The 20,397-nt window shown below is 43.3% G+C and carries 12 protein-coding genes; 9 read left to right on the top strand and 3 right to left on the bottom strand.

From position 1 onward, the window contains the following. Window positions 1-30 precede the first annotated feature (30 nt). Window positions 31-1,536, bottom strand: coding sequence for a family 43 glycosylhydrolase (locus tag E0E36_RS26085; protein ID WP_130858383.1), 1,506 nt, complete (start codon window positions 1,534-1,536; stop codon window positions 31-33). A gap of 304 nt (window positions 1,537-1,840) precedes the next feature. Then, window positions 1,841-2,422 (bottom strand): YdeI/OmpD-associated family protein, encoded by a 582-nt coding sequence (locus E0E36_RS26080; RefSeq protein WP_130858382.1) that lies wholly within the window; start codon window positions 2,420-2,422, stop codon window positions 1,841-1,843. A gap of 111 nt (window positions 2,423-2,533) precedes the next feature. Between E0E36_RS26080 and E0E36_RS26075 the strand changes: the two genes are divergently transcribed. Beyond that, the gene (locus tag E0E36_RS26075; protein ID WP_130858381.1) at window positions 2,534-3,724 is read left to right on the top strand and encodes a thioredoxin family protein; all 1,191 of its coding nucleotides are present in this window, start codon (window positions 2,534-2,536) and stop codon (window positions 3,722-3,724) included. 56 nt (window positions 3,725-3,780) lie between these two features. On the opposite strand, the gene E0E36_RS26070 is transcribed toward E0E36_RS26075, so the two are convergent. Then, window positions 3,781-4,914, bottom strand: a complete 1,134-nt coding sequence (locus E0E36_RS26070) for a glycoside hydrolase family 43 protein (RefSeq protein WP_130858380.1) — start codon at window positions 4,912-4,914, stop codon at window positions 3,781-3,783. Between the two features lie 230 nt (window positions 4,915-5,144). Here E0E36_RS26070 and E0E36_RS26065 point away from each other — a divergent pair, with 230 nt between their 5' ends. The 8 genes from E0E36_RS26065 (at window position 5,145) to E0E36_RS26030 (ending at window position 20,010) form a co-directional block, all read left to right on the top strand. Continuing rightward, window positions 5,145-8,132 carry a ligand-binding sensor domain-containing protein gene (locus E0E36_RS26065; RefSeq protein ID WP_130858379.1) on the top strand — a complete coding sequence of 996 codons (2,988 nt, stop codon included), beginning with the start codon at window positions 5,145-5,147 and terminating at the stop codon, window positions 8,130-8,132. A 69-nt stretch (window positions 8,133-8,201) separates the two neighbouring features. Further along, complete coding sequence (locus E0E36_RS26060; protein WP_130858378.1) at window positions 8,202-8,822, top strand: response regulator transcription factor; 621 nt, start codon at window positions 8,202-8,204, stop codon at window positions 8,820-8,822. Between the two features lie 262 nt (window positions 8,823-9,084). Further along, complete coding sequence (locus E0E36_RS26055) at window positions 9,085-9,693, top strand: phage tail protein (RefSeq protein WP_130858377.1); 609 nt, start codon at window positions 9,085-9,087, stop codon at window positions 9,691-9,693. Window positions 9,694-9,713: 20 nt separating this feature from the next. Continuing rightward, the gene (locus E0E36_RS26050) at window positions 9,714-10,871 is read left to right on the top strand and encodes an ABC transporter substrate-binding protein (protein ID WP_130858376.1); all 1,158 of its coding nucleotides are present in this window, start codon (window positions 9,714-9,716) and stop codon (window positions 10,869-10,871) included. A 21-nt stretch (window positions 10,872-10,892) separates the two neighbouring features. Next, on the top strand, window positions 10,893-17,750 hold the full coding sequence (locus tag E0E36_RS26045) for an Ig-like domain-containing protein (RefSeq protein ID WP_130858375.1): 6,858 nt from the start codon (window positions 10,893-10,895) through the stop codon (window positions 17,748-17,750). Window positions 17,751-17,811: 61 nt separating this feature from the next. Next, a complete protein-coding gene (locus E0E36_RS26040; RefSeq protein ID WP_130858374.1) occupies window positions 17,812-18,720 on the top strand; it encodes a PorP/SprF family type IX secretion system membrane protein in 909 nt (302 codons plus the stop codon). Between the two features lie 120 nt (window positions 18,721-18,840). Further along, a complete protein-coding gene (locus E0E36_RS26035) occupies window positions 18,841-19,644 on the top strand; it encodes a carbon-nitrogen hydrolase family protein (RefSeq protein WP_013667686.1) in 804 nt (267 codons plus the stop codon). A 135-nt stretch (window positions 19,645-19,779) separates the two neighbouring features. Further along, a complete protein-coding gene (locus E0E36_RS26030) occupies window positions 19,780-20,010 on the top strand; it encodes a DUF6597 domain-containing transcriptional factor (protein WP_130858373.1) in 231 nt (76 codons plus the stop codon). Window positions 20,011-20,397: the final 387 nt, after the last annotated feature.

Here is a 20,397-nt window from a genome sequence, read left to right as displayed (position 1 = left end):
CAACCCGATTAATTCAGGGGACTTAAATTTTTACTCTCCTTTAATGTAGGCACCCGCTTCTGCAAGTCCGGGTTGCTGCTGACTATCATAACCAGCCAACGGGACTAACTTAAAGTACCTACAGGTACGCCTTACATCTATATTTAAGTATTGTTTAACCAAATTTACATTAGCCAATTCAAAGGTTCCCAGACTTTCCCACGAACTGTTGTCGTCGCTTATTAAAATTTCTATTTCTTTAACTTTTCGATCACCGCTTTTCTGCGCGAGCATAAAGCCATCCACTGTTAGGGATTCCCCCATATCAACGGTAATCCAATGATCGGGATAGTTTGTTGGATTGGATGAGTATCGCGTTATCCAGTACGAATTTACGTCATTATCAATCAATTTACTAGCCAAACGATTATTGACAGTCTCCTCAGAACTAAAGCTTGCAATAGACCAGTTATCAGTACGATATACTTTTCGAATGGGTTCGCCAGAAGGTTTTGCAATAGGTACACCAATCTTAACGGGTATACCGAAGTTGGGGGTTCCATCTGCATTCCAAGTAAATTGCTGAATGCGGGCATTCCGACCGTTTCCATCCCCACCTCCAGGTAAGCTCCGTGCATGATAAATAATCCAGTCTTCGCTATCGTCCGGCGATTTGAAAAAACCATTGTGGCCGGGGCCATAAGCGCCGCTTTCGGCATTCATAGAAAAAACGGGTTGCGGTGTTTTTACCCAGTCATCGGGCTTCATTGGATCTCCATCTATGTTCAGGCTTAGTAAACCTAAGCAATAGGTGTCAACCCAATAACCACTTGCTGAATATACCACGTGTACGCGACCACTCGGACTTATTAATACCTGGGGACCTTCGTTAATCGCACTACCATTCATTTCCCAAGGATGTATCGGACTGGAGATAGCCACCTTTTCGCTACTGATGGTCCATGGATTGCTCATCTTTGCAATATAGATACGTTGCGGAGCAGCACCGGCGTTTCCACCCGACCATAACATATAGCGTTGCCCTTTATATTCAAGTACGGTACCATCAATGGCCCACTCGTTGGACGGGTCGGCCACCTTTCCCTTGAGCACCCACTCTCCGGTCGTAGGATCTGCTGCCGCATTTTCTACGACATACATTCGATGATTTGCATTCTGCCCATTGTCTGCAGCAAAATACATATACCATTTATTATCAAGGTAGTGTAATTCCGGCGCCCATAGATTTTTGGAATATGGCATACCTTGTTCGGGTATCCACGCATCGTGGGCGCTCGCCAATGCCAACTCAGACATGTTTTTTGTTTTATACAAGACTAATTTGCCCCCCTGCGTGTATGTAAAGTAGTAAAAGCCATGTTTGTGCGTCACCCATGGATCGGCGCCTCGCGGTATGATAGGGTTGGTAAAAGTGCTGTCAATAATAAAATCCGCCATATCCATCGTTTCAGGATTTGGCTGCATCTTAACGTTTTTTTCACAAGCGTACAAGAACAAGAGACATAGATAACATAAATTGATCGTAATCTTTTTCATAATTTGGACATTATAATGGTGAAATAATCGTACTTTATACGCTACCGGTGCAGTTCATGAACACCTTCGTTTGTCCGTAATTTTAGAAGAGGCCCCAATCCGGTTCTATAGGACATAATTGGTTTTTAACAAACTTGCAAGAAACCCCTCACTCTGTAGGCAAATAAAAACAAACAAGCGGAATCGAATTGCACAATATGTCTCTATTTTTCACTAATTTTTATCAGTGTTTTGTGCGTTATTTGCAAAAGGATGTGGAATTAATTTCGGAATGATTTTGATAGGTATGCCGAGTAAGTACAAGTTAAAACGGTTTCGGTTTCATTCCTTTTGAAGCGAGTGCAGCAATCTGGTGTACTCGTTCCTGTCTTGTTTCAGGCCGCTTGGCTAGAACCAACCACTGTAACATTGCCTTTCTTGCGGACTTGCTCAGCCCTTCGAAAAATGATTTTGCCCCGGTATGAATCATAAATGCAGCTTCTAAATCCGCCGGAATTTTAAGTGCTTCCACTTCATCTAAAATCGTCCAGGACCCATTCTGTTTCGCCTTTTCAATACACTCCAAACCAGCTTGTGTCATTAAGCCGCTTGCTATCAATCTCTCCACTTTATCTTTGTTGATTTTTGACCATGTGCTTTTAGCTTTTCGCTTGCTGAAAAACTGATGGGATCTTTCAGGGTCTATTTTTATCTTTTTACTATCTATCCATCCAAAGCACAAAGCAACGTCTACCGCCTCACTCCAGGAAATGGAAGGTTTGCCTGAAGATTTATTATAAAGAACGAGCCAGACGGATGATTTTGATTGATGGTTTTTCTCCAACCATGCCCGCCAAGCTGTCAAATCCATTGGATAAAATATTTCGGTGTCTTCTTTTTGAATCATAACTTAGTTACTGTAATTAGATATCCGTGCAAACTTATATAAATATTAAATGGATGTTTACAATTTTCGCAAGTACACAAACAATATGATTACATGTTGGTATATTAGCATATGAAATTCTTTAGATCGAGCCCTTACGTTATTGTGATTGGCTTTTTACTGACTATATCGTCATGCCAACACCGCGAACAAAATAAACAGACGGACACTAAAAAGCAAAAATATCTTTATACACCCGAGAAAGGCGCGCTATCGATTATTAGCGAAACAGCGAATTCCGAAATAAAAAAAGTTTCTTTGTTCAAGGACAATGAGAAGGATTCCGTTATATCCGTCCCTATTGAGAACGGGAAATTCAAACTCAAGCTGGATACCGCTAATCTTAACGAAATTTACTTTATAAAAATAGAAGGAAAGTCCACAAAACGCGGTACCAGTGGGTTAGTTTGGGAAGCCTCCATCCCGGTTTTAGCATCCGCTTCTACAGATCTGAAGCTTGTACAACGGCCCTTTAATCACCCAGGCTCCATAAGCAAAACTGCCTTTTCGATTCAAGGTGGTGGAAAAGAACAAGAGTTATTAAATAAATGGCATACTGTACTTGCCGAACTTGAAGCGGAAGAAGAAGGACAGACAGAAAGTTACAGCCTTGGCGGGGCAGGCGTCACCAAAGTTTCGGGTAAGAAAGAACTTTCGAAAAGTCCTGCTTCAATTACTGAAGATTTCATCAAAAAACACCAGCCATTAATCAGCTCATTTTATTTGTTATCACGGGCGGGAAAACAGCGTCAATACGCAAAAGCATACGGGAATCTGTTAGAACAGGCGCCAATTGAGGTAAAGCAGAGCAAGTATGGCCTAGACTTTGCCAAACGACTCGAAAAGGTGCAAACGAAAATACAACGGTTAGATCTTCAAAAACAGGTAGTCGCAACCGATGCACAGCTTTCAGAAATTCCATGGGATTCTTTTAAGGATCGTAAATATTTGCTGCTGTCATTTTGGAATAGTGCAGATCAAGCGTCCGCCAAGGCGGTTAAGCAATTGGAACAAGAAGTGCCAGTTTTGGAGAAAAGAGGAATTGATATATTGCCGATTTCAATGGAAAGCCAATTCAGTAAGTGGAAAGAGAATACGGAAGGCCTGGATTTTAAATATAGTTATAGAATGAGAAACGAAGCACAACAGGACTTAATCAATACCCTATATCTTTCTGAGCTACCCAGATTTGTCTTGGTAAAACCCAACGGCGAAGTGATTAATGATGATTTCGATCTTAAACAACTCGACACGTTAGACTGAGCCAACGTTTCCTGATCAAAAGTAAAGGGAACCCACTGTGCAGGAGGTTCCTTTTTTTATCTGCTTGGAACTAGTTGAGGTGTCGTAGTCGGTCCCTCTACTATCAATTTCCCGTCTTCTGTTATCTTCATTCTATCAATAAAAACAACACGTTCTTCACCCGTTGATAAGGTCCGTGCGTGATACACGCAGAACATTTCCTTTCCGTCTGGCGAGTAGGTCACACTATTATGACCGGTTCCTGTTACCACACCACCACGTTCGCTGTTCTTCTGCAATACAGGGTTATTAGCCGCTTTGGTAAATGGGCCGAGCGGACTTTTGGAAGTCGCGTATCCTACGGCATAATTCTTACCCCCAAAATAATTGGCCGAGTACATCATATAATAAGTGTCTCCCTTCTTAAAAATAGCGGAGCCCTCTGTCCACCGGCGATTAACTTCCTTTGACGTAACCGAACGACTTTCCCACTCCGCTTGTTTATCGCTCATTTCTACAGGAGGTCTTAATAATAAGACGGGCTCGCCTATAACGCCGCTGAAATCAGGTTTCAACTCAACACCATACACCCAACTTTCCTCTATTGTATCAAACCATCCCTTTTTCTTAGCCCAGGTAGCTACTTCGCTTTCCACGGGATGCTTATAACAGCAGCGGGAATAATAAAGATAAATCTTACCGCTGTCATCAAAAAGTACATTCGCATCGATAATAGGGTATCCAGGATCAAAAATTGGTTTATCGGTTAAGTCAACAAATGGCCCCGTAGGCTTATCCGCCACAGCTACTCCAATGCGAAAATTTTCAACCTCCTTGCCAGGGTTATCGCTCCATTGAGCGGAGTAAAATAGGTAGAACTTGCCGTTATGCGCATATACTTCCGGTGCCCAGTAGGCTCCGTTCCAAGCGGCGGTAGAATCGCTCCAACCATTTGGGTTACCGGCATAAAATACTTGGCCTTCATCTTTCCAATTCACAAGGTCGGTCGAAGAATAAGCAGCAAATCCATTTTTTGCAACTCCACCCGTGCCGTACATATAATATTTGTCGCCCGATACGTGCAGTACGTAAGGGTCACCAAATGCAACCGGCAACGGGTTTTGATAGGTGTTTTGCGATTGAGCAAACAGCTGGTTATTAAAGGATAATGTTAGTGAAAAGAAAGTGAAAATGCTTATAATTCGTTTCATTGTTGGTCATTCGATGCCGACAAATATAAACGCAGGAAAGTATAAAAGAAAATAAAAAAACTGTTCTTCTATCGATTCGTTTGGAGAAAGACTTTGGAGAACACTTTTTACCCAATTTTTATGTGTAAAAAAAATGAACAGAATGAATAAAAAAGATGGACAATATTTCGCTTAATTTATAATTAAAGTTTCGCACCAGATCAGATGGATGTGTTCCATTCTACCTATTCATGTATATTAGAAAACCTTTCTTGCTTATTGTTTTGCTTACACGTATGTTGTACGTGTACTCCCAAGAAGAGGGATTTATTTTTCGAGATGCCAAGTTTCCCGAAAATTTGCAGAGCCAAGTTATTACGGATGTTATAAGAGACAGTGCGGGGCTTCTGTGGATGGCTACTAGCGGTGGATTATGTCGATACGACGGAAACGAAACTATCTTCCTGAATAATAAAAGTAAACCCGCTATTCCGAACAGTAGAATTAAAACCCTTTTTCCCGACAGGCAAAACAACCTTTGGATCGGAACTGAAAATGGCCTCGTACGCTTCGATTTGCGAAGTTGGGAAATGAATTTTGTAAAAAACCCGGAATTAGACCAATATGTTCATAAACCGGATATAGAGTGTATTGGGCAAGGGCGCAACGGCAATATATATGCAGGGTCGTTTGATGGTAGACTCTATCAGGTCAACGGTGATAGCCTGAAACTTCTGCTTGATATCAATCGGGATTATCCAAACCATTTCAACAAGCCTTCTATCGTTTCCATCTCAGAACCTTATGCCGGAGAACTTTGGGTATCCACGAAAGCAGGGAAAATGATCCGTCTCCGAATCCGGGAGGGTTATTTATCACCTCCGACATACTTTGGCTTACCTGAATTGAATAATACAGAGATTGAACAAGTGCACTTTCATCCCTCGGGAAAATGCTTGTTAAACATTAAAGATCGTGGTTTGTATCTTTTTGATACTCAAAACGGAACTTTTGACCAAATTCCGGCATTGGAAAGGAATCAGGTTGGTAAGGACGGTACCGTATATATGGCACCTTTCAATAATGATCACATCTTGATATTCACGAATAAAGCAAGTATCGGTAAAGAACAGCTGTTTACATATAACTTTCCGACCAACCATGTAAGCAAGCAAGAAATGACCTACCCCGACAACCTAAAAGATGATCATATCGTATGGTTTAAAAATTTAGGTAATAGCTTGTTGATGTCGCTTAACAATCATGTCTTAGAGTTATTGCCCACTAATCATCGATTTCATACGCTCCTTAGCAATGGTACGTCAATCAATAGTATACGAAGCATCTATAAGCACAGTGACGGCACGCTCTATGTCGGATCGTACAAAGATCGATTTATTGCCATAAACGAGCGGACCGGAGAAAAGGAAACACTCGGTGGGCAGTTTGTTTATCGGATACTTCCATGGAGTAAAGACACCTTATTATTAGGAACGGAAGGAAGTGGCTTGCTCTGGTTCGATCGAAAAAAAAAACGACTTTCATCTATTAGGCTTAGTTTGGCGGCAAAAAGCGAAAAACTGCCAGTTGAAGCCATGACAACGTTGACGCGTGTTTCGCATGATTCTGTATGGGTAGGCACTTATGCAGGCTTATATATGGTTAATCCTTATTCAAAAACATACCGGGTAGTGAAACACCCTAAACTTGCACGATTAAAGATATTACATGTAACACCCGTTGGAAAAAAATTATGGATCGGTACGCCCGAAGGGCTATTTATCTGGGATTGCCAAACTAACAGCTTGCAAACAAATGCCTTGGGAAACGCAGTGTATTGTATTACGCCGGTAGATGATACGTTTTGGATAGGAACACATGGAGAAGGCGTTTGGATATTAGACGGGAATGGAGCGGTACGGCAGAAAATCACCAATGAAGATGGCTTGGCTGATGATATTGTGTATAGTATATTAACCAAGGCAGACCATGTCGCGGTAGCCACCCATAATGGTTTAAGTATGATTGACAAACAGACAAAGCAGATTGCTAATTACTCTCGACTGGATCGATTGCCAGCAAATGAATTTAATCAGGCGGCTGCTTTTCAGCAGGGCAATACCTTTTACTTGGGAACCATCAATGGTTTGCTTTATTTTAATGCGGAGGCGCCTCGTGTGCCGCAAGTAAGAAGATTAACGAAAACCACTCCCCTAAATATTACCAGCTTTACTACCGAGCGAGCAGGCCAGGGATTGGAACGGCATTACACCTTCCCGTATAAACAAGATAAAAGGCTTATAATAGAAGCTGGGACGCGCTATTTTACGATTGGCTTTGGCGGGGTGAGTGAGCTGGCCAAAGAGCTACAGTTTTTTTATCGATTGGATGGACACTTGGATTGGCTGCCTTTGGGGCGTCGGCAGGAAATTACCTTCGTTGAAACGCCGCCCGGCAGTTATCAGCTGCACCTTGCTTCTCGTCTGCCGGATGGGCGGTGGACTAACGCTAGCCTAATCGTGCCACTTCAAGTGAATCCCACCTTTTATCAAACAATTTGGTTTAAATGCCTGCTCGTATTGTTTTTCGCGATCATTATTTGGGCAATCTTTAAATATCGTGAATATATACAAATCAAAGAACGTCGTTTACGAATTAGCATCGCCAGCGATCTTCATGATGAGGTGGGAAGTTCTTTAACACGCATTTATTACCAAGCCGATTCGCTGAACAGCAAAATAAACGGGTGGAGTGGAGAAAATAAGCAATTGCAACAAATCGCAGATACTAGTAGGCAAGCCTTATCTACCATGAGCGACATGGTTTGGTCGATCGATTCGCGTTTTGATACACTAAAAGACCTGGTTATCCGTATGAAAGACTACCTGTATAAACTTCAGGAGGAGGTAGATTTTCAGTATAAGTTTGAGATTCGGGGAGCTTATGCCTCAAACGGCTTGTCTCAAATTGTAAGGCAGAACCTTTTTCTTATTTTTAAAGAGGCTGTGACCAACGTGATCAAGTATGGCGATGGTTCAGGAGCAATCATCGAGCTGGTTATCGACAATACTATACACTTGTCGATTAAAAATACCTGTTCAAATCCTAAGGAATTATTTGTAAATCACCAAGGTGGACGCGGACTCCAAAATATGAAGGAGCGCGCTGCTAAAATGAATGCACAGTTGTCTATTGTTGAAGAGAATCAATATTTTCAGGTGCATATAATACTTATGTAGATTAAAACTAATGCATGCACCCCCCAATGAGGGGGGTGTAGAACCAAAAATAATAAATAGTTTTAACGCATGATACGTTTAGGGATAATTGAGGATGACGAGCATATTCGTACAGCCCTGTTAAATTTTTTCAAAGAACAGCAAGGTTTTTCTTGTCTTTTAGCGGCGGGCTCGGTAGAAGACTTTATGAGTCAGTGGACAGACAATACTTATCTCGATGTGGTTTTGTCAGATATCGGGCTGCCTGGAGAATCCGGAATTAAAGGGATTTCCCGCATAAAAAAGAGAGCACCAAAATGTCAGGTAATTATGCTGACTGTTTATGATGACGCAAAAAGGGTTTTTCAAGCCTTGTGCAATGGCGCTTCCGGTTACCTCTTAAAGCAAACGCCTTTACAAAAAATCAAAGAGTCTGTTATTTCACTTTGCGATGGGGGAGCACCGATGTCGCCAGGTATTGCACGACTGGTGGTGGAGTATTTCAACCCCAGGGTGACGCCTGATCCAAAAGAAAAACTTACACCGAGAGAAGAGCAAATCGTAAGTGCTATTGAGGAAGGACTAACTAATAAGGAAGTCGCACTGCGTTTGGATATTGCTGTAGAGACCGTTAAATATCATATTAAAAATATCTATCAAAAGCTAGAGGTCAATAGTAGACATGCATTGATCAGCCGAAAATTTAAATAGTTCAAGTGTAAGAAGCTTTGTTTAATAAACTATGCCTTGTATCAGCTCCGACACTAAATAACAAGTATATCCAAGGCTACGCTAGCTCCTCCTCTTAGCCACAGCGCACAACCCTTAATCTCCACACATGCGATCCCCCCCAAAGGAGGGATACAAAGTGAGCAAAATTTGTGTTCATTTTGTGTCGTTGTGGAAATTGTGTGAAATACTTCATATCCACAATAGCAGTCAATATACGTAACACATACTAAACTCAAAAATTATGGCAGCAGAACCTCTTTTAAGTGAAATAATGATATGGGCACCTGATTTTGCCCCTAAAGGTTGGGCATTTTGTCAAGGACAGCTTTTGGCTATCAGTTCAAACTCCGCACTGTTTGCACTGCTTGGAACCATTTATGGAGGCAACGGTACGACTACCTTTGCATTGCCGGACTTGCAAGGGCGCGTAGTGATCGGCCAAGGCCAAAATCCAAGTGGGTCCAACTATATACTTGGACAAAGGGCAGGTACAGAAACCATTACCTTAACATACACGCAAATGCCAATGCACACACATCAAGCAACGTTCACGCCAACTCCCGGGAGCGTTTCCGTTGGTGTTTCCACGAACCAAGCACAAACACATGTAGCCACATCTGGTAGCGTATTGGCCGCACCTTATGACCCTAATAATGCCGCGTCATTAAATGGCTTTATCGATCAGGCAAATGCAGGTACCTTAGTAGATCTGAGTGGAGTATCAGCAACTGGTGGAGGTAATGTAGCAGTAGGTCAAGCAGGTGGCAATATACCATTCAGCATCATGCAGCCTTATCAAGTACTCCATTTTGTAATTGCACTGCAAGGTGTATTTCCTTCGAGAGAATAATCCCCCCTTCTACCTTTGATATGCAAAAGTTAAAAATAGGATTCTTAATACCCTATTCAGGGGTATTCAAAAATCTTCGCAATGATTTCAAGCAAGGTGCTATGCTTGCGTTGGCGCAAAGGACACCGAACTGCCGTATCGAAATCATTGAGGAGTTTATTCAAACCGGCGGGCAGTCCTTTGTCGAAAATGCACTAAATAAACTGGCTTTATTCGATCAAGTCGATATGATCATTGGTGTGATAGGCACCAAGGTTACTCAAAACTGCTTAGAAATCATCAATAAATACCGTATACCCGTCGCGATAGCTAATTTAGGTGGATTTGTTCCTACGTATCAATTCCGGTCAGATTATCTCTTTTATACGAGTCTCGATCTTTGGAAAAGCGAGTGGGTGATGGGGAAATGGGCGCAACGGGAATACGGCGCAGATCCATGTGTAAGCCTATCGTATTATGAGGCAGGGTATAATATGCACGAATGTTATCGTTATGGCTTACATGCGGCTGGAGCTAGCCACGTCAAGCTTAATTTTATAAATGGAATGACTTCCATGCCAAACACCCTGCTTCTCATCAATCAATTACAAATGTTGATGCCAAACCACACCCACGCCATGTTATCGGGAAAAGAAGGAGAGCAGTTTCTCCGCTATTATCAGGAAAGTAAGATATCCTCTCGCACCGCATTAAGTGTGGCTCCGTTTATGACGGATGAGTGCTTGGAAACAAGCGATCTATTCGTGACAAATCTAACCAGCGCTATAACCTGGACCTACACATTAGAAACAGGCGCTAATCAGGATTTTATACAGGCTTATGAGAGTAACTATGACGAGAAACCGATGGTGTATAGCATGCTTGGTTACGAAGTAGGCTTATGTCTTTCAAAAGCGATTCGTGGACATGAAGATAAGAAGATCACACGCGATTCATTGGCTAGCGCGTTGGCAACGATCACCTGCCTCGGTCCACGAGGGGAAATCAACCTTAAAACGACGCCTTATCAGTCCAGTCACCCGGTATATGTCCGGCTCTCACAAATCAATTGTAAAACAGGCCTAGTAGAAAATAAAGTAATTGACCAGGATCCAGGTATCAGTTGGGAGCACCCTGAAATGCTGCAAGCGGCCTATCAAAATAGTTCCGGGTGGCAGAACCCTTACTTATGCGTCTAGTCGATATTTTAACAAGTATATATGAAATACTTTTACCCTACAAAACTTTTCAACTACCTAATAACGTTTTGCGGACTGTTATTCAGTAGTCCTATTGTACATGCCCAAGTACTCAATTCCGGTGTTTATGACTGGGAGGGCTTTAATGCAGGAGAGGTTCACGCCATTAGCACAAATACAGCACCAGCCACTTGGGAGGTTGGTAATGGTTTTTCAGCCATTGCAACCGGAAATGGGAATGGTAGTCAAATCAGGGTGTTGATTGGAACTAGTCTAAGTACCAATGTTTTACGTTATGACGCGTTGGCTGGTGCTACGCTTCATTCTGCCACTTTAAAAAGTACTTCTGGAGATAATTTTGGTATAAGGCAATTTAATATTTGGCCTACCCAAAATGAAACCCAGATGATTGAAATTTATGTAAAAAGAGATGGTGTTCTTATTGATACCATCCGGACTTACTATCAACCCACTACACCCATCCATAAAATTACCATAAGTTCAAGCGACTATCCATTCTTGGCGAATATGGATGAGCTTGAAATAGTTGGTTTCAACATAGGTGTTATGTTGGATGAAATTGAAGTGGTGACTAACTGGGCTCCCAACGCCATGGATGATGCTGTATCGGTAAGGGAAGATACGCCGACCACTGGGAATGTCTTGACGAATGATAGTGATCCGGAAGAGAACGCCCTGACCGCCTCTTTGGTGACGGCGCCCGTAAATGGCACGATCGTACTCAATGCGGATGGTAGCTTTACTTATACACCAAGTGCTAATTTTAATGGTTTGGATAGTTTACGATATCAGGTTTGCGATAATGGTACACCTTCTCGATGTGATACAGCATGGGCACACTTCCAAATTGAAGCGGTAAACGATGCACCGGTAATTGCGGGACTACCTGCCGACATTACCGTGCGAGAAGACGCTACCGAAGATGCATTGGATATTTCGTCGGCGACAATAATGGATGTTGATGCGGGTGTGGGACAAGTCTCCTTAACGTTGGACGCCACCGGCGGAATATTTGATATTGCAGCAGGAACTGGAATCTCCATAACGGGCCATTTGACTGGAAAGTTAACATTGACGGGAAATCTGATAGATCTTAATAATTACATCAATGTGCCTAGTAATATTTATTTCCGACCTGATCATAACCTGTCAGGCGACAATGCGGCTCTGGTAGAAGTTTCCATCAATGATAACGGTAACACCGGTTCAGGCGGTGCAAATAATGTAGTCGTTGGTACTATCAATATAGATATTACGCCGGTGAACGATGCTCCGATGGCTGTAGACGATGCTGTCAGTACAGCGAAAAACGTAGCAGCGATAGGGAATGTTTTGACGAATGATACAGACCCTGAAGGGAATGTGCTGACTGTCTCACTGGTGACGGCGCCGGTTAATGGAACGGTGGTATTGAATGCTAACGGCAGTTTCACGTACACACCAAACACTAATTTTGTCGGCTTAGACAGCCTGAACTATCAGGTATGCGATAATGGTAGCCCGTCCTTATGCGATACAGCGACTGTCAAGTTCACCGTAAATTCAACAAATGACGCTCCGGTTGCAGTTGATGATGAAATTATTGTAACTGAAAATGAACCTGCAACGGGTAACGTTTTGACGAACGATAACGATCCCGACGGGAATGCGTTGACTGCCTCACTGGTGACGGCGCCTGTGAATGGCACAGTCGTGCTGAATGCAGACGGCAGTTTTACCTACACGCCAAATTCAGACTTTTTCGGTCAAGATAGTGTAATCTATCAAGTATGTGATAATGGCTCGCCTTCACTTTGTGACACCGCAACGCTTAGAATAGCAGTAACTGCTGGAAGCCCACGAATAAATATGGTAAATACAACTGCCTCAAACGGTTTGTATAAATTAGGAGATGAGATAAGTATCGTAGTTGTTTTTAATCAAATTGTCGTCGTTCAAGCGGCAGGGGGAAACCCCACGCTGACATTAAATACAGGTGTCGTGAACAGGGATGCCGAATATGTTTCCGGATCGGGTACCGATGCCATAACATTTAATTACACGGTGCAAGCAGGTGATCTCAGTCATGACCTGGATTACCTATCAACCACCGCATTGAGACTCAATGGTGCGGTGATAAGAAACGGGGCTTTAGTTGATGCGGATCTCACATTGCCAAATACTGGTGGTCCAAACTCCCTTGCCGGTCAACATGATATTGTCGTTGATGGAGTTACTCCCGTTTCAACCTTGGTTATTGTACCAAATAATGGATATTATAGAATGGGAAGTTCACTAAACTTTACGGTGAATTTCAATGAGCCTGTTACCGTTAGTGGCAACCCTTACCTGAACCTAACTATTGGAGAAGCACTTGTTCAGGCGGCCTATGTTGCAGGTTCAGGAACTAGCACGCTTGCGTTTAGCTACGCCGTGCAAAGCGGAGACTTAGATTTAGATGGGATCACCTTGGCCGGAATTATCGGCAATGCAAGTGTTATGCAGGACGCTGCTGGCAATGAGGCTTCCGCTATGTTGAATAATGTACCGAGTACAGCAGGAATTTTCGTCAATACCATACAACCAAGCGTAACGCTTTCTACGGAGGCCAGTTCTCCAGTTAGTAGTCCTTTCACCGTAATTGCAACGTTCAGTGAAGCCGTTACTGGATTTACACTTGAGGATATTATAGGAAGCAATGCAACACTTAGTAACTTACAAACAAACGATAATATTTCTTATTCGTTCTTAGTGACACCCGCGGTGGGGGGAATTGTGCAGATCTACATACCAGCTGATATGGCGGTTAATGTCGGTAGCAATGGTAACCTAGCATCCAATACACTAAGTCTTCAGTATGCGACGATTATTACGGGCATAACCTTGGATGACGGGTCTTTTGTGTATGACGGCACCGCAAAATCGCTGGCTATCGCCGGCACCTTACCAGCGGGCACGAGTGTCAGTTATGAAAATAACAGTCGCACCGATGTAGGTACGCAGGAAGTAACGGCCACGATTAGCGGTGATAATTATGAAACCCTGATATTAAAAGCAAACTTAACGATTACCAAAGCCGCTATCACAGGCATCAGTTTCCAAGATGGATCTTTTGTATACGACGGAACAGCAAAATCACTGGCCATCTCAGGTACTTTGCCAGTAGGCACGAGTGTCAGCTATGAGAATAACAGTCGCACGGATGTAGGTACGCAGGAAGTGACGGCCACAATCAGCGGTGACAACTACGAAACCCTGGTGCTGAAAGCAAACTTAGCGATCAGTAAGGCCACCATTACGGGCATAACCTTGGATGACGGGGCTTTTGTGTATGACGGCACCGCAAAATCACTGGCCATCTCAGGTACCTTACCGGTGGGCACCAGCGTTAGCTATGAAAATAACAGTCGCACGGATGTAGGTACACAGGAAGTAAGCGCTACGATTAGCGGTGATAATTATGAAACCCTGGTAATGAAAGCGCGCTTAACAATTACCAAGGCCAACATTACGGGCGTAACGTTGGATGACGAATCTTTTGTATATGACGGCACCGCAAAATCACTGGCTATCTCGGGGACTTTGCCAGTGGGCACGACTGTTAGCTATGGAAACAATGGTCGCACAGATGTAGGTACACAAGAGGTAACAGCAACAATCAACGGAGCGAATTATACCGATCTAGTGTTGACCGCCAATCTGACAATCACCAAGGCATCTATAGATGATGTATCAGATATCACTTTTGTTGATGGATCTTTTGTATACGACGGAACAGTAAAATCATTGGCCATCTCAGGTACTTTGCCAGTAGGCACGAGTGTCAGTTATGAGCATAACAGTCGCACGGATGTAGGAACACAGGAAGTGACGGCCACCATTAACGGTGATAATTACGAAACCCTGGTGCTGAAAGCAAACTTAACAATTACCAAGGCCAACATTACGGGCGTAACGTTGGATGACGGATCTTTCGTTTATGACGGTACCGCAAAATCGCTGGCTATCGCTGGCACCTTACCAGCGGGCACGAGTGTCAGTTATGAAAATAACAGTCGCACGGATGTAGGTACACAGGAAGTAAGTGCTACGATCAGCGGTGATAATTATGAAACGCTGGTACTGAAAGCAAACTTAACGATTACCAAGGCCAACATTACGGACGTAACGTTGTATGACGAATCTTTTGTGTATGACGGCACCGCAAAATCACTGGCTATCGCTGGCACCTTACCAGCGGGCACAAGTGTCAGTTATGAGCATAACAATCGCACGGATGTAGGAACACAGGAAGTGACGGCCACCATTAACGGTGATAATTACGAAACCCTGGTGCTGAAAGCAAACTTAACAATCAGCAAGGCCACCATTACTGGTATCACATTGGAAGATGCAAGTTTTGCCTACGATGGTAAGGCCAAGTCATTAGCAATAGCAGGTACTTTACCAGCAGGCACTACTGTTAGCTATGGAAACAATGGTCGCACAGATGTAGGTACACAAGAGGTAATAGCAACAATCAACGGAGCGAATTATACCGATCTAGTGTTGACCGCCAATCTGACAATCACCAAAGCCGCTATCACCGGCATCAGTTTCCAAGATGGATCTTTTGTATACGACAGCACCGCAAAATCATTGGCCATCTCAGGTACCTTACCGGTGGGCACCAGCGTAAGCTATGAAAATAACAACCGCACCGATGTAGGTACGCAGGAAGTAAGTGCTACGATCAGCGGTGATAATTATGAAACGCTGGTACTGAAAGCAAACTTAACGATTACCAAGGCCGCTATCACCGGCACCAGTTTCCAAGATGGATCTTTTGTATACGACGGAACAGCAAAATCGCTGGCTATCGCTGGCACCTTACCAGCGGGCACGAGTGTCAGTTATGAAAATAACAGTCGCACGGATGTAGGTACGCAGGAAGTAACGGCCACAATCAGCGGTGACAATTATGAAACCCTGGTGCTGAAAGCAAACTTAGCGATCAGTAAGGCTACCATTACAGGTGTAACGTTGGAAGACGGGGCTTTTGTGTATGACGGCACCGCAAAATCACTGGCCATCTCAGGTACCTTGCCAGCGGGCACTACTGTTAGCTATGGAAACAATGGTCGCACAGATGTAGGTACACAAGAGGTAATAGCAACAATCAACGGAGCGAATTATACCGATCTAGTGTTGACCGCCAATCTGACAATCACCAAAGCCGCTATCACCGGCATCAGTTTCCAAGATGGATCTTTTGTATACGACAGCACCGCAAAATCATTGGCCATCTCAGGTACCTTACCGGTGGGCACCAGCGTAAGCTATGAAAATAACAACCGCACCGATGTAGGTACGCAGGAAGTAAGTGCTACGATCAGCGGTGATAATTATGAAACGCTGGTACTGAAAGCAAACTTAACGATTACCAAGGCCGCTATCACCGGCACCAGTTTCCAAGATGGATCTTTTGTATACGACGGAACAGCAAAATCGCTGGCCATCTCGGGGACTTTGCCAGTGGGCACCAGCGTAAGCTATGAGAATAACAATCGCACGGATGTAGGTACACAGGAAGTAAGTGCTACGATTAGTGGTGNTACGATCAGCGGTGATAATTATGAAACGCTGGTACTGAAAGCAAACTTAACGATTACCAAGGCCGCTATCACCGGCACCAGTTTCCAAGATGGATCTTTTGTATACGACGGAACAGCAAAATCGCTGGCCATCTCGGGGACTTTGCCAGTGGGCACCAGCGTAAGCTATGAGAATAACAATCGCACGGATGTAGGTACACAGGAAGTAAGTGCTACGATTAGTGGTGATAATTATGAAACCCTGGTACTGAAAGCGCGCTTAACAATTACCAAGGCCAACATTACGGGCGTAACGTTGGATGACGGGGCTTTTGTGTATGACGGCACCGCAAAATCACTGGCCATCTCGGGGACTTTGCCAGTGGGCACAAGTGTCAGTTATGAGAATAACAATCGCACCGATGTTGGAATGCAGGAAGTAACCGCTAAGGTAAGCGGTAGCAATTATATCCCACTCACGCTAAAAGCAACCTTACAAATAAGGACTGTTGAGCGTAGTATCGATTTCGAGGAATTACCGGAAAAAACCTACGGCGATAACGATTTTAATCTACAGGCTACGGCTAATAGTGGGGAGGCGGTTAGTTACATTAGCAGTAATACCAACGTAGCGACAATCAGTGTCGACGGGCGTATCCATATTGTTGGCGCTGGTGAAACTATTATTACGGCCACCGTTCCGGATAACGCTAATTATAACAACAAGCCAACGGTAAGTAGGAAACTAATCGTTAAAAAAGCTTCGCAAGAAATTAGTTTCACGGAACTAGGAGAAGTAGCCCGTAACGTAGGCAGTCTCCCGCTAACGGTAAGTGCAAGCAGCTCCCTGCCGATTCGGCTAGAAGTAAGCGATCCACAGGTAGCAACTGTTTCCGGCACAACCCTTAATGTCCTTCGGTTAGGTACCGTAATGATAACGGCCTTCCAGGAAGGAGACGCCAACTATGAAGCCGCGGATCCTGTAAGCATCCAGGTGCAAGTAATAGATAAGGAAGCTGCGTTACCCATAAAAGTACACAAAGCGCTTTCACCAAATGGAGACGGTATCAATGATTTTCTGATGATCGAAGGAGTTAAAGACTATCCTGATAACAAACTTATAATTGTAGACCGGAACGGTATGCAAATCATAGAGATGAGCGGTTACAATAATGAAGACAAAGTGTTCCGAGGGCTTGGTCCTGGTAATAACCAGATTCCTCCAGGAACCTATTATTATCTCCTGGAAGTAAAAGTGGACGGAACTTGGAAGCATGAAAAAGGTTATTTCGTAGTCCGATATTAAGTGGTCATCAAAGATATACGCCTTCTTTTTAAGAATGAAGGCAGTGAAAATATAAGCTAACATGAACAGTATAAAATTCATATCAGTTATTGCGGTCCTATTGCTGCACCTTACATTCACAAAAGCTCAACAGGCTCCCACATATAATCAATACGCTAATCAGCCAACCGCCTTGAATCCTACTGCAAGTTTGTTACGGCCAGATGGCGAGGTTGCTTTGTTGGGCCGCAAGCAATGGGTTAACCTAGAAGGTGCGCCAACTTCCTATTGGATGACTGCGCATGCACCTTGGCACAAATTTAATGCGGCGATAGGATTAAATGTGCGCCATGAAAGTCTGGCCATTGAAAACGCAACGGAATTAAGTGCCTTTCTGGCGAAGTCAGTTCGGCTTTCGGAGAACGAGTACTTGGCAATGTCCATGAGCTTAGGGGTCAGCTTTTATAACGGAAGTTTTAGTCAAGTAGATCCAAATGACCCTGCGTTTCGTTCTGATATTCGCGAAAGTACCGCTTTGATGGGTTTCGGTGTGTTGCTTTATCGGCCCGAAGGTTATTATGTCGGTCTTTCCATGCCAAGACTTGCCCTGTCAGATTTAGGATCTGGAGGCGATATAAATCGACAATATAATTTCAGCAATCAATATCACCTCATGGGCGGTGCTGTGCTTCGGCTTGATCAGAGTTTTGACATAAAACCCGCATTCCTGGCAAGTTATATTCCGGGAGTGCCCTTACAAGCCGATTTTTCTGCAATGATATACGTGCAGAAGAAGGCTGGTTTGGGTTTAAATGCACGCACTAATAGTGATTTATCTGCCTTGCTTGAAATCATGGTAGGGCCATTGAAGCTGGGGTATAGTTATCAATTTAACTCCAATGATAATCCACTTAAACGAAGAATCGATAATGCCACTCACGAGGTCGGTTTAAGTTATCGATTTGGAAGTGGTAAAGCCGGTATTTTATAAGTTTATTGGAAGGTGTTCCTATTTACTCTAAAAATAAATGAACGATGGAATGAACACTTGTTATGATAGAAGAGGTATGATAAAACTTTGTTATATTTAGCGTATTATTCCATTCAACTCATGAAAATAGCGCTGGCTTCGCCATTTTTTCCTAAATCTCTTCGCGAGGGACTTGCTTCGTTACGTGTTTTAGCTGAATATGCCGGACTGCAACAAGCAGAAGTGGTCTGTTTCCCTGAATCTTTCATCCCTGGTTATCCCGGAATGGGTTATTCAAAAGAAGATCGTACAGCTGACGCATTAAAGTGGGCGTTGGCAGAGGCTTGTGATATAGCTAAAAGAAATCATATCGCTATTATTCTTCCCATGGATTGGTGTATTGGATCACAAGTGTTTAATCTTGCTCATGTTATATCAAATAAAGGAGAATTGTTAGGTTATCAAACAAAAAATCAGTTAGATCCTACAGAAGATAATTTATGGACGGCAGGCGAGCGGCGGCAAATTTTTGAGCTGAACAAGGTCAAGTTTGGAATCACCATATGTCATGAAGGTTTTCGATATCCTGAGTCGGTACGGTGGGCTGCTCAACGAGGTGCACAGATCGTTTTTCACCCGCATTTTGTCGGCAGTAATGAAAAAGGAATGCTTCTCACCGAGTTCGGCGCTAAAGAAAATCCCTATTACGAAAAGGCAATGATGATGCGCGCCTTGGAAAACACAATTTACTTTGCCAGCGTCAATTATGCCGCTAAGTACCAAGAAGCGGCCAGTGCTGTCATAGCGCCCGACGGTTCTTGCTTAGCTAGGCAGAACTATGGAGAAAGCGGTGTGCTGATAGTCGATATTGACCTAAGTAAAGCTACCGGCACCTTGGCGAAGCGTTTTAAGCCAGCCTTAGTATATGAGAAGACGTTTCCGTAATAACAAAAGTAAGCTCGTCGTTACGCACGTTTAATTTTGATCGTTTTTTAATTGGGGTAAGCCCATCACTAAATTTAGTTATTAAAAAATGTAACTTTGGAAGAAGCCCTTTTGGCAGGATAAGCAATCTTTAGTATGCCATTCGAATATTTCAAACCTTGTGAAGAGCTGAAACCCTATATTCACTCTGACTGGACACTCAAAGGTACGAACCGAGCTTATGAAGTTTTTTATCCTGATACCTGTGTCGACATTGTTGTGAATATGGGTGATCGATTTGCAATAAGTCAGCAGAACATTGTATTAGAACCACAAACGGCCTATTTGGGAGCGGCATTAACAGAAGCGATATACGAAAAAAGTTAGTTGATAATCAATTTTGTAAAAAAGAAGAAAGGAAATGGTTCGTTCGTACAAAATCTTGGTAGGATTGATTTTTACTTTTGCAATAGCGCATCTGCTATATCCACTTTTTGATCGCACCGGGTTAAGCTCAGCCGCAAGTGTGATGTGGTTTCTTTCAGGCGGCTTGGCCATGTTTTTCAATGGCTGTATCAATCTGATTCACTTGGTGGAAAAAAACCGTTTTGCAAGGCTGATGAGTGTGGTAACAAACGCTGTCATGTTACTTTTTTTGATCATCCTGTGCATGGTGATTTCCGAAATACAGGTTTTCGTTTTAACCTTTGTTTTATTGTTAACTTTAATCGTGAGTGTAAGGTCTTCATGTCAAATATGATAAACAAGAGCTTG

Origin of the sequence: Olivibacter jilunii (genome assembly GCF_900607235.1) — a bacterium.
In the GTDB taxonomy this organism is placed as follows: domain Bacteria; phylum Bacteroidota; class Bacteroidia; order Sphingobacteriales; family Sphingobacteriaceae; genus Olivibacter; species Olivibacter oleidegradans.
Note: the sequence above shows the minus strand (reverse complement) of the source record. Positions and strands in the feature narration are given on the sequence as shown.